Raw genomic sequence first — 12,015 nt, 5'->3', positions numbered from 1 at the left:
AACCGCTCCTGTGGTATCGCTCGCCCAGATTGGGCGGCCCAGATTGGGATCCAGATTGGATGAAGGCCTCTAAGGTGCAGGCGATCAATGCAACTCGGCAAGCGGGGGCTGCGCCGTTCCTGCAGCGTTGATGGACGCCAGCAATGGAAGCGCGAGAGCAGATCGAGAGCGAAATCCGCGAGCTGCGGCTGCGTGACAAAGTACACTTTCTGAGCCGGCGAAATGTGTATCCGGAAGGCGCAGCCACCATCACCACTCGCGAGACCCATATGTCATGGGTCTTTCTCGTCGGGGATAAAGTCTACAAGCTGAAGAAGCCGGTCCGCTTTCCATATCTTGACTTTTCCAGCGTGGCCAAACGTGAGGCTGCATGCCGGGCTGAGCTGCGCCTCAATCGCCGCCTCGCCCAGGACGTATATCTCGACGTCGTGCCGCTGGTCTGGTCTCCCAAGGGGCTTGCCATCGGTGGCCCAGGGGAGGCGGTAGATTGGCTCGTCATGATGCGTCGCCTCGACGAGCGGAATATGCTGGACAACAGCATTGTTGATGGGGATGTCAAAACTTGGGAGCTTGATCGGCTGGCCGCTGTCCTTGCCCAGTTCTATCGGCGTGCACAGCCTACCTTCATTTCGTCGGCCGTCCGACTAGCCGAATGGTACCGAAGCCTCGACTACAATCGGCGCGTCCTTCTTGACAGGCGGCTCGCGATGCCGGCAGGGCTGATACAGTGGATCGACCAGATGCAACGCCGTTTCCTCGATCGCCGATCAGACCTCCTCGCCGATCGCATCCGTCGCCGAAAGATCATTGATGGTCACGGCGACCTGCGGCCCGAGCACATCTGGCTTGGCGATCCAGTTCGCATCATTGACTGCATCGAATTCAATCCGCGCCTGCGTGCGGTCGATCCATTTGACGAGATCGCTTTCCTTGACCTTGAATGCGAGCGCCTTGGGGCAGGATGGATCGGCGAGTACATTACACGACGGATGCGGCAAGAACTCAAGGACAGTCCGGGCGACGAGCTAATGACGTTCTATCGGTGTCATCGTGCAACATTGCGCGCCCGTCTTGCGATCGCCCATCTCCTCGAGCCCGAGCCGCGCAGTCCCGAGAAGTGGCCGCGGGTCGCGCGCCAATATCTTCGCCTGGCGGCATCGGACGCAATCAAGCTGGTTGGATTGCTCAGAAGACCAGGAGGTCGGCGAGATCGCGGTTCTCGTGCAGCCGGCGTATCGTCTCGGCGAGCAGTGGGGCGACAGGGAGGACTTTGACCTTGGCGCGCGCAGCAGCATCGTCAATTCGAACGGGCACCGCATCGGTCACGACAAACTGCTCAATGTCAGGATTCGCAACGACCTCGGCGGAGCCAGGCATGAATAGCCCATGTGTCACGAAAGCCAATACGCGACGGGCGCCGGCGCGCCGGGCCGCCTGCGCGGCACGCAGCAGCGTGGTTCCGGTACTGATCAGATCGTCAATGATGAGCACTGTCGCATCGGCTGCATCGCCGACCAAGAGATCGCCCGAAACCACGCCGGCGCTGCGGTGCTTGTCGACGTACCCCTTGCCGATCGGACGATGCAGCGTGGCTTCCAACGCTTCTCGCAAGAGTTGTGCGCGCTTCACGCCACCGGGATCCGGAGACACCACGCTGAAGCTTTCATCCATTAATTGCGCGGCAAACTTAACGAATAGCGTTGTCGACGTGAGGGCGACGGTCCGGCAGCGGAAGGCATTTTCGAACGCAACCGGATTGTGCACCTCAAGGGCGACGACGGCGTCGGTACCAACAGCCTCAAAGAGGCTGCCAATGTAGCGCGTCGTTACCGGGTCGTTGAGCTTGGTGCGGCGATCCTTTCGCGCATAGCAAAGATACGGCACGACCGCGGTGACGCGAGCGGCGCCGCAGTCTTTGAGAGCGCCGATGAAGAAGAGCAATCGGCATAGCTTGTCGTTTACGCTCTGGTTTGGCCCGTTATGCAGGGTTTGTATCACGTATGCGTCTGTGCCACGGACCGAATCGAGGGGGCGCGCCTTGTGCTCGCCATCCTCGAACTCACGCTCCTCGTGTGCAGCAAGCGACCAACCCAACGCCTGAGCCGTGGCTTTGCCAAGATCGGCCGTCGCGTTCAGCGCGAACAGCCGCATCTCGGAGTGACAGGCCAATTCCGCCATCTATAGCTCCGTTCGCGAGATGACCGGCCCCGAGCGGGATGGGATCACTTCCGCGTTGGCAGGGCTGCAAACGCGAGACCCCAGCTTCAAGGGGATCTCACCATTGAACAAATGAGGCCAATGCTGAGTTCCCGGTATGGGAGAGGTGCCATCCGGTCTCGTGAAGCTGCATATGCGTGCCTTTCAAAAATGAAAGGCGTAAATGCGCCCGTCGGCGCCCACATAGAGGCGGTCCTGCGTCGCGATCAGCGTCTGGAAGCGTCGGAGGCCGCTCAAGGCCTCGCTTACAAAAATCGGTTCGCCGGTATCGCCGCGGAACGCGTGCAGCCGATTGTCGCCTTCGGCGCCAACAATCCAAACAATCGGGTTGGAATGGCCGTCCGTGGTGGTCGCAACGGGGGAGCCGCGGCCGCGGAGCGCACCGCACCAGGCAGTGGCCATCGCCGGCGGGGAGCCCGCTGCGATCTTCAAGACCGTCAAATCGTGACCTCGGCCGGGCTGCGGGCAATGCGCTCCGGAGGCCTGGAAGGCAACAAAGACATCATCGCCGACGCGATAGGCGGCCGGCGAGGTGACGATCGACGACTGGGCTACTGTTTCGACCGCCAGCTGGCCGCCGACGCCGCCGAGACTATTTCGATCGAGAAGATAAGCCTTGCCATCCTTCCCCAGCGCCAGAATCAGAGCGCGGTCCCCGCCCGCTCCGGATATGTTGAAAGTAAGCGGATTGCTGCCCCCGAGATCCGCATCGGCGGCATCGAGTGTTTTCCAATCCGATGGCGCAAAATAGTCCCTCTTGTCGTCTCTGCGGCGCAGGTCGGGTCCAAAGTGAAACACGGCTTCACCGTCGCTCCAGGTCGGCGCGCCGAGCGTATTCCCAGTCGCAAAGTAGATGTCCTGCTCCGAGACGCTCAGACCGCCCGGCGCCCAGATCCCGCCCCCTCGCCCACGCGTTTCGAAGCTGACATGCTTGCCGGGCTCGCGCAGGGAAAGTCCGACCACCCAGCCGTGATAGTTCCCGCAATCACCAAAATGGCCACTGAAGGCGACATAGACAGTGTCGTCGAGAAGCGTGAGCGCCGCGCGCTGGTTGTGGACGCTCGGGTCGAAATGTCGTCCTGCCTTTTGCAGAAGGTCGGCCACATCGATCGGCCAGCCGGGGAGAACGCTGCCATCCTTTGTCGAAAGCGCGAACACTTCGTGGCGCGGGCCGTTTCCTCGCTCCACGGCAGCATCGAAATAGATGGCTTGGGTTGCAGGGTCGATCACCGGCGTCCCGGTAATACCAAGCGGATCGATATTTCCGCACGGCAGCGACGAACGGCGCACTGGACGCCCGACCACGCGCCTCCACAATTCCTTACCGGTCGTCGCGTCGAGGGCCTGGACGACGTCGTCCTCGGTGGCCACGAATAGCATCCCGGCGTTCGCGCCAGGAGGACGCCAGTACAGCGGCTGAGCGTACATCGAGCCCGCGACACGGGCGTTGAACGTGCGATCCAGCTGAACCGATCTGGCTTTATCCCAGGATAGCGCGGGAACGACGTACTGGCCGCTTCGGCTGTTGTCGCCATGATAGGTCAGAACGGAGCCGTCTTGAGCAAGGGCGGATAGCGGCGATAGCGCAAGTGCAAATAGTCCCACCTTCCAGGCAGGACGGGCTGTCCTCGAAAAAGCGCGTCGGATGTTCATGTGCGCCTAACAGCCCCGTGCTGCTCCAGTTCCATCATCGTGGGCACATGAGCTGAGGCGTTTCGCTCTCGCGCTCATCGAGCGCCGGTTTCACTCGCTCTTCGCGAGGACGTCGGCGACCTCGTACAAATGAGGATCGATATCGTCGGTGAGACTTCCGAACTGACTCCAGGCTTTGCGAAATTCAGGTGACTGGTGCGCGGCCCGTAGGAGATCACGGCTTTCCCATTGAATGTAATTCACGATACGACGCCCATCGAGGCTGCGATGCAGGCTGACGGAAATGAACCCCGGCTGACGCTGCATGAAGCGAGCTCGCTCCCTCATGAGCGATAGGGCCTCGGCCTGCTTCTCTGGTTCGGCTTCGATGATCGTAATTTGCGTGACCGGCTGCTGGCCGATCTGGATCTGTGGCATGGCGATCTCCTTTCACGGTATTATCGATCGATCTCCCCAAACACGATGTCCAGCGACCCGATGATCGCCGAGACGTCGGCGAGCAAGTGGCCGCGGCAGAGTAGGTCCATCGCCTGCAGATGCGCGAACGATGGAGCGCGGATCTTGCACCTGTAGGGTTGGTTGGTCCCATCGGAAACCAGATACACGCCGAACTCGCCCTTGGGGGCTTCCACTGCCGCATAGATCTCCCCGGCAGGCACGTGAAAGCCTTCTGTGTAAAGCTTGAAATGATGGATCAGGGCTTCCATCGAGCGCTTCATCTCGCCGCGGCGCGGAGGAAAGATCTTGTTGTCCTGCACTGCGACCGGACCTTGCCCGTCAGGAGCGCGGAGTTTGGCGATGCACTGTCGCATGATGCGCACCGACTGGCGCATTTCTTCCATGCGGACCAGATAGCGGTCATAACAGTCACCGTTCTTGCCAATCGGAATGTCGAAATCCATCTCCGGATAGCATTCATAGGGCTGCGCCTTGCGAAGGTCCCAGGCGGCGCCTGAGCCACGCACCATGACGCCCGAAAATCCCCACTCCCAGGCTTGCTTCAATGTCACCCTGCCGATATCGACGTTGCGCTGCTTGAAGATACGAAGTCCCGTCAGCAGCCGATCCAGATCGTCCACCACGCGCAGGAACGGATCGCAAAAGGCTTCGATGTCATCGATCAGCTTCGGTGGCAGGTCTTGATGCACGCCTCCGACACGGAAGTAATTTGCGTGCATGCGCGCACCGGACGCGCGTTCATAGAACACCATCAGCTTCTCACGCTCTTCGAACCCCCACAGCGGTGGGGTGAGCGCCCCGACGTCCATCGCCTGGGTCGTGATGTTGAGCAGATGCGAGAGCAGGCGTCCGATTTCACAGAACAGCACGCGAATCAGTTGGCCGCGGCGCGGCACTTCCAGGCCAAGCAGCCGCTCCGCTGCGAGGCAGAACGCATGCTCCTGGTTCATCGGTGCGACATAGTCGAGCCGGTCGAAATACCCGATCGATTGCTGATAGGTCTTGTTTTCGATCAGTTTTTCGGTTCCGCGATGGAGCAGGCCGATGTGAGGATCGACGCGACGGACCACCTCGCCATCAAGCTCCAGCACCAGGCGCAGCACGCCGTGAGCCGCAGGATGCTGCGGCCCAAAATTGATGGTGAAATTGCGGAGGCCTTCTTCCTCCATGGCGAACTCACGGCTGCGGCTGCGGGTCCGCGCCCGGCGTAGCAGCAACGCGGCTCAAGCCTTGGTCGTTCCTAAAGCCCCGTAGCCTCCTCCAGCCCCGTTGCGAGGAACTACACGGCCGCACCGCGTCCCGGCCCGAACCTAGGAACACGTGCGTTTGCATTCCGTTGAGCAGGGTGCAGGGCAGAAGAGTTGAGCACGATTGGCTGCGACATGGTTTCTGTGCGACGGAGGCGCGGCGACCCGGAGGCGGAGGTCTCGGAGGAGATCGTCGAAAAAGGCGACATCTATTTTGCCTACCGACCCCGGATCGAGGAAGATAAGGCCGAAGACCTCGGCGACATCCAGCGCTTTTACATGGTGATGAAGCCGGAACGACAGGCCCGGCTTCGTGTGGCGGTGCTTGGGCGCAAGCGGCTGCCCGAGGCGCGCGATCATGAACGCATCTGGGGGTTCATCGAAGCGATCAAGTCCGGCCCGGCCGTCGAGGACGAATTCCGTGAGCATCATTATGCGACCAGGACGCGCGGTGAACGCACGCTGCCGCCGGTCCGGCCCGCCGGCGAAGGCGTCTATGCGCTAATCAAGCGCGGTCGCAATCTCCACTTGAGCTATGAACTCGAACTGCCACGGCGGCCCGGCGAAGTCCAGGAGGAGCTGAATATCGAGCGCCAGGCGGCGTACATTCTGTCTATCAAGAACCCCGAGGCCGGGTCTCCGCCCGGCGCAGGACTGTCAGAGCGGGAAGAGGCGCATTACCCCAAACCGGTCGAGCGGCAATTCCGCGGCCGGCGGTTCGCATCCGAAGACCCGCATCTGCTCGACTATGAAGGCGCCGAGTTCATCCTGATCGGCGCGCGCGTTGATCCTGAGCGCGCCTATGGGATCGATATCGAGACCGAACACGAGACGGCCCGCAATGCCGACATTTTCCGCCAGCTCAAGATGTCGCCGCGCGAGCATCCCATCGGTCCGCTGATCAAGGGCGAATGGCAATAAAGGCAGTGCGTGGTCGGCTTTCCAGGTGCTTGAACCAAGGAGACCGCATATGAACCGGACGATCGAACTGTTGGCGCAAGGCCAGAGCTGCTGGATGGATGATCTCACCCGGCGAATGATCGATAGCGGCGATCTGGCACGGCGGGTTGGCGAGGAAGGCTTGCGTGGTATCACGTCGAATCCGGCCATCTTCGAGAAGGCGGTCGCGGAAGGCGCGGATTACGACGACGACATCGCTCGCGCAGCCGTGGCGGGCCGATCCCCAGCCGGCATCTATGAAGAACTCATTACCAGCGACGTACGGAACGCCTGTGATATCCTGCGCCCGGTGTACGAGGAGACCGCGGGCGTCGACGGTTTTGTGAGCCTCGAAGTATCGCCCCACCTCGCGCACGACACAGAGGCCTCGATCGAGGAGGCGCGGAGGCTGTGGACACTGGTCGACCGGCCCAACCTGTTCATCAAGATTCCCGGCACTCCGGCAGGGGTTCCGGCCATCGAGCAGCTGCTGTTCGAAGGCATCAACGTCAACATCACGCTGCTGTTCTCGATCGCCCGCTACGAGGCGGTGGCCGAGGCCTACCTGCGAGCGCTTGAACGGCGGCTGGACGCAGGCCAGCCGATCGAACGCATCGCTTCGGTCGCAAGTTTTTTCCTCAGTCGCATCGATGTGCTCGTCGATCGACTGTTGCGGCAGCGCATCGTGCCCGACCGCCTGCCTCCCGATCCTGATCCACGCAGCCTTCTGGGCAAGGTCGCGACCGCGAACGCCAAGCTCGCCTATCAGGCATTTAGCCATATCCGGTCGAGTAACCGCTGGATGGCGCTCGCCGAGAAAGGCGCGCGGGTACAGCGGATGCTATGGGCAAGCACCAGCACCAAGAACCCGGACTATCCGGATCTCATGTATGTCGAACCGTTGATCGGTCCAATGACCATCAACACGATGACGCGCAAGACCATCGCAGGGTTCCGCGACCACGGCACTGTGCAGGCCACGGTCACGCACGATGTGCAGCGCGCGCGGCGCGTCATGGAAGATCTGGGTCGGCTTGGGGTGTCGTTCGATCTGGTCACGGCCCAGCTCGAGAACGACGCGGTCCAGAAGTTCATCGATCCGTTCGACTCGCTGCTCAAGCTATTCGCCGCCAAGGGTGAGCGCGCTGTGGCGTTCCGTGATGCGGCCGATCTGCGCGCAGAGGCCCGCCGGCTGCGGCGACTGGTGATCCGCATGACGACGGAAGCGGGCTCGGGTCATCCCACCTCTTGCATGTCGTGCGCCGATATCGTGGCAGCGCTGTTCTTCCGCGAGATGCGCTGGGATCCGCTCGACGCAGCCGCGCGCAATGTCGATACGTTCGTTCTGTCGAAGGGCCATGCGGCGCCAATCCTGTGGGCGGCCTTGCACGAAGCCGGCGCCATCAGCGAGGATCCGCTGTCGCTGCGGCGGATCGATAGCACGTTGGAAGGCCATCCGACGCCGCTCAATCCATGGGTCAGGGTCGCGACCGGATCGCTCGGACAGGGGCTTGCGGCGGCCAACGGGCTCGCAGCGGCGAACCGCCTGGACCGCATCGATGCCCGCGTGTTCTGCCTGCTTGGCGACGGCGAATGCTCGGAAGGCTCAGTGTGGGAGGCCGCGCAGTTTGCTTCGCTCAATGGCCTTGCGAACGTGACGGCGATCGTTGACATCAACGGTCTCGGCCAGAGCGAGGCGGCGCCCTATCACCACGATACCGCGGTGTTCGCGCGTCGGTTCGCGAGCTTCGGCTGGCGCACCATCGAGATCGACGGTCACGATATGACAGCGATCCTTGCGGCATTTCGGACCGCGCATGACGGTGGCCCGACCGCCCTCCTCGCGCGTACCATCAAGGGCAAAGGGGTCTCGTTCCTGGAAGGAGCGGACGGATGGCACGGCAAACCGCTCGACCGCAAGCAGATGTCGCAGGCACTCGACGAACTCGGCGATGAGACGCAGGCGCCGCCCGTCGTCGAGCCACGTCGGGTCGGCCAGATGGCGCGCCCGCAGCGCGTGGCCGCGACACACTCCCCTCCCGCCTATCGGCTGGGTGATAAGGTCGCCACCCGCGAGGCGTTCGGGCACGCGCTGGAGAAGCTCGCTGGCGAGGAGCCAGCGCTGGTAGCGCTTGACGGCGACGTGAAGAACTCCACCGGAACAGAGCCGTTCGCGGCCCGATACCCGGAACGGTTCTTCGAGAGTTTCATCGCCGAGCAGAACATGGTCGGCGTCGCCCTCGGACTCGCAGCGGCGGGCAAGATCCCATGTGCAGCGACGTTCGCCTGCTTCCTCACGCGCGCTTATGATTTTATCCGCATGGCGCAGTATTCGCGGCCCGCCCATCTCGTCCTGTGCGGCAGCCATTGCGGCGTGTCGATTGGCGAGGACGGCCCGTCGCAGATGGGCCTTGAGGATCTCGCCATGTTCCGCGCCCTGATCGAAAGTACGGTTTTGTATCCGGCAGATGCGGTGAGCGCCGAGCAGCTGACCGGGATGGCGGCGCGTACCAATGGCATCGTCTACATCCGGACGACACGGCCCAAGACGCCGGTGATCTACTCCAATGCGGAGGAGTTTCCGATCGGTGGCAGCAAGGTGCTGCGCTCGTCGCTGCAAGATCGGCTCACTGTCGTTGCGGCTGGTATTACGGTGCATGAGGCGTTGGCCGCTTCCGACATGCTCGATGCACGTGGGATTTCGATCCGCGTGATTGATGCCTACTCGGTGAAGCCTATCGATGTCGTCACGCTATCGGCAGCCGCTCGTGACACCGAGGGGCTGATTGTCGTCGAGGACCACGCGATCGATGGCGGGCTGGGCGATGCCGTGTCGACCGCGGTTGGCTCGACGGCGCCGGTGCATCGGCTGGGGATTGCACGACTGCCGCGCTCTGGCACGAAAGACGAATTGCTCGACAGGTACGGCATTTCGCGCCGCTCGATTGAAGAGAAGGTCCTGCAGTTGGCTGCCTGAAACAAAAATAAACCCCGCCATCCAATGATTGGAATGACGGGGCTCGAGCTTTCACTTTTTCAAGGATTCCACCTTTCAAAAGTTACTTGCTCTAACTGGATAACTGCCACACGGCGCAGTCGTTCCCGGAAATTTTCGTCCGCGGCCTGTGTTAATGCAGCTCAGTTCCCCGGCATCCAAATAAGAAGTTCCCGGAGCACCGTGCTGAACCTGCCCCTTGAATCAGAGGAACACGCCCCGCTGCAGGGTCGGTGTTGGACTCAGGCGGTGGCGGAACTCTGGTTGTGCTGCTGGCTCGGCCGCGCGATTCCATGCAGCGCCTTGGCAGTCCCTGCCGACTGGCGCACCAAATCGCTAAGCGACACGATCCCGACCAGGCGCTTGTTCCGGTCTACCACGGGCAACCGTCGTACCTGGATCTCACTCATGTTCGTACAGACGTGAGATATGTCCTCGTCTTCGAAGCAGTATTTCACCTCTTGGGTCATCGCGTCACGGACCTTGCTGTTCGGGCCTTTGCCGTCCGCGATGCAGCGCACCGCAATATCGCGGTCTGTGATCATGCCCACGAGGCGGTCACCTTCACCCACGGGCAATACGCCACAATCGCACTCTTTCATCAGCTTTGCTGCATTCTGTATCGTGTCGTTAGGATTTACGACTTTCGCGTCGCGCGTCATCACCTCGCTGATCTTCTTCATGGTCAACTCCTATGCCGATCTGCCCCAACAGATTTCGGGGGCTTCTTCGATTGATATGTCAACACAACGGAGGCGACCATCGCGCGTTCCAAAGACGACACTGGTTCTGATCCGTGCAGAGATAAGAGCGTCACGGCCTGTTTCAGCCTGGCCCCGCCGCCATGCCCTTCTCGGCGAGTTCCTTCTTCGCATGCTCGTTCTTGCCGAGGTGTGTCAGGCGCATCCCGCGCAGCACGTTCGGAGCCTTGGTGAACTGGACGTTGTCATAACCAACGATCTCGATGCGGTTGCCCCACGGATCGCGAAAATCGAGGAAGGGTCCATCGATCACGGCGACACCTGCGGCATCCAGTGCCTTGCGCGCCGCTTCCTTGTCGTCGACCACGAGCCCGAAATGGCGGCCGTCGTCCGCTGCTTGCCGGCGGCCTTTCTGCAGCGCGATGAACTGGTCGCCCAGATCGATGAAGGCCATGGTGTCGGTCTTGCCACGTAGCTCGAAGCTGAACAGACGACCGTAGAATGCTAGTGCTTCTTCGATCTCTCCGACCTCCAAAGCTATGTGGTTGAAGCCAATGGCGCGCGGCCTTGCGAACTCAGTCATTGGATTCTCCTCTTTTGCCTACCTATCGATCAGGTGGGTAGACTCAGCCCAGGCCGCAATCGGGTATGAGTGCCCCAGCCACGGCGGACCTCGAGCGATCAGAAAGCGAATTCATGTCACAGCGCGTTGCTCCTCATTACGTTGCCTTGGGAACAGCGCTGACACGGCTGCATTTTGTCAGGGAAGAGATAGGTTCCTTGCGATGGCGGCGCCCGGTTGACTGACATTCTGTTAGCCATCGGGCCTCATCCCACCAATTTCCACCTTCCATCCCCCACGCGCTTCAGGGCCGGGTCGCTCACCCGCACATGCTCGGCGAGGAAATCGATGAACGCGCGGACGCGTGCGGGGAGCGGCGCGGTGTGGCCGACATAGACGGCGTGGATGTCTTCGCGGTCGCCGGGATTGTAGCTTTGCAGCACCGGCACGAGGCGGCCCGTTTCAATGTCGGGGCCGATGTGGAAGAGGGCGAGGCGCGCGAGCCCGACGCCGCCGAGCGCAAGGCGGCGCGCGGCTTCGCCGTCGCTGGCGCGCGCGACGGGCGGCGGCACCGCTTCCTCGGTGTGGTCGCCGCGCTTGAATGGCCAGCCGCGGATACTGCGCGGAAAGGTCCAGCCGATGCCACGGTGATCGGCGAGATCCGCCGGCGTCTTCGGCGTGCCGCAGCGTGCGAGATAGTCCGGCGCGCCGACCACGACCATGCGGCTGGTGCCGAGTTTCCGTGCGACGAGGCGCGACGCACGCAATGGACCGACACGGATCGCGACGTCGGCGCGTTCCTGCATCAGGTCGATCAGCGTGTCCGTGAACACGAGATCGAGCGTGACTTCGGGATGCGCTTCCAGGAAGCGCGGGATCAGCGGCATCACATGCAGCATGCCGAACGGAATGTTGCTGTTCACCGTGAGGCGGCCGCGCGGGGCCGAACCGGAGGCCGCCTCGCGTTCGGCTTCCTCCATCTCTGCGAGGATCCGCACGGCCCGCTGGTAGAACGCCTGGCCTTCTTCGGTCAGGGTCAGCTTGCGCGTGGTGCGGTTGACCAGGCGCGAGCCGAGCCGTGCCTCGAGCCGCGAGATCAACTTGCTCACGCCCGACGGCGTCAGGCGTAGCTTTCGTGCGGCCTGCGTGAAGCCGCCTAAGTCGACGACGCGGACGAAAACCTCCATCTCGGCGGAGCGGTTGGTGTCGAAGCGGGCCATGTTGAATTCACGTCACAAATGA

At 62.1% G+C, this 12,015-nt stretch carries 10 protein-coding genes; 3 read left to right on the top strand and 7 right to left on the bottom strand.

Translation table 11 applies throughout. The annotated features are described in order from the left end of the window. The first annotated feature begins 143 nt into the window (after nucleotides 1–143). Entirely contained in the window at nucleotides 144–1,274 is a 1,131-nt protein-coding gene (locus tag LRP30_RS43380; RefSeq protein ID WP_249758793.1) for a hypothetical protein, read from the top strand. Here LRP30_RS43380 and prs read toward each other — a convergent pair. The 4 genes from prs to LRP30_RS43360 all read right to left on the bottom strand — a co-directional run bounded on the left by prs (nucleotide 1,186) and on the right by LRP30_RS43360 (nucleotide 5,498). Further along, the gene (gene prs / locus LRP30_RS43375; protein WP_249758792.1) at nucleotides 1,186–2,178 is read right to left on the bottom strand and encodes a ribose-phosphate diphosphokinase; all 993 of its coding nucleotides are present in this window, start codon (nucleotides 2,176–2,178) and stop codon (nucleotides 1,186–1,188) included. The two genes, LRP30_RS43380 and prs, sit on opposite strands and share 89 nt — an antisense overlap. A 183-nt stretch (nucleotides 2,179–2,361) precedes the next feature. After that, complete coding sequence (locus tag LRP30_RS43370; protein WP_249761963.1) at nucleotides 2,362–3,645, bottom strand: PQQ-binding-like beta-propeller repeat protein; 1,284 nt, start codon at nucleotides 3,643–3,645, stop codon at nucleotides 2,362–2,364. Between the two features lie 315 nt (nucleotides 3,646–3,960). Beyond that, a complete protein-coding gene (locus LRP30_RS43365) occupies nucleotides 3,961–4,287 on the bottom strand; it encodes an antibiotic biosynthesis monooxygenase family protein (protein WP_128930284.1) in 327 nt (108 codons plus the stop codon). Nucleotides 4,288–4,307: 20 nt separating this feature from the next. Beyond that, nucleotides 4,308–5,498: an NADH-quinone oxidoreductase subunit D gene (locus LRP30_RS43360; protein WP_091893905.1), complete on the bottom strand. Its 1,191-nt coding sequence runs from the start codon at nucleotides 5,496–5,498 to the stop codon at nucleotides 4,308–4,310. A 213-nt stretch (nucleotides 5,499–5,711) separates the two neighbouring features. Between LRP30_RS43360 and LRP30_RS43355 the strand changes: the two genes are divergently transcribed. Continuing rightward, the gene (locus LRP30_RS43355; RefSeq protein ID WP_249758791.1) at nucleotides 5,712–6,497 is read left to right on the top strand and encodes a hypothetical protein; all 786 of its coding nucleotides are present in this window, start codon (nucleotides 5,712–5,714) and stop codon (nucleotides 6,495–6,497) included. A 49-nt stretch (nucleotides 6,498–6,546) separates the two neighbouring features. Next, the gene (locus tag LRP30_RS43350) at nucleotides 6,547–9,492 is read left to right on the top strand and encodes a transketolase (protein ID WP_249758790.1); all 2,946 of its coding nucleotides are present in this window, start codon (nucleotides 6,547–6,549) and stop codon (nucleotides 9,490–9,492) included. Nucleotides 9,493–9,752: 260 nt separating this feature from the next. Here the strand turns inward: LRP30_RS43350 and LRP30_RS43345 are convergent, their stop codons facing one another. From LRP30_RS43345 to LRP30_RS43335, 3 genes are all read right to left on the bottom strand, one after another. Beyond that, nucleotides 9,753–10,193, bottom strand: coding sequence for a CBS domain-containing protein (locus LRP30_RS43345; protein WP_128930281.1), 441 nt, complete (start codon nucleotides 10,191–10,193; stop codon nucleotides 9,753–9,755). Between the two features lie 142 nt (nucleotides 10,194–10,335). Further along, complete coding sequence (locus LRP30_RS43340) at nucleotides 10,336–10,794, bottom strand: VOC family protein (protein WP_249758789.1); 459 nt, start codon at nucleotides 10,792–10,794, stop codon at nucleotides 10,336–10,338. Nucleotides 10,795–11,039: 245 nt separating this feature from the next. Continuing rightward, on the bottom strand, nucleotides 11,040–11,993 hold the full coding sequence (locus LRP30_RS43335) for a LysR family transcriptional regulator (protein WP_249758788.1): 954 nt from the start codon (nucleotides 11,991–11,993) through the stop codon (nucleotides 11,040–11,042). Between the last annotated feature and the right edge of the window lie 22 nt (nucleotides 11,994–12,015).

Origin of the sequence: Bradyrhizobium sp. C-145 (genome assembly GCF_023375135.1) — a bacterium.
Taxonomy (GTDB): domain Bacteria; phylum Pseudomonadota; class Alphaproteobacteria; order Rhizobiales; family Xanthobacteraceae; genus Bradyrhizobium; species Bradyrhizobium zhanjiangense.
Note: the sequence above shows the minus strand (reverse complement) of the source record. Positions and strands in the feature narration are given on the sequence as shown.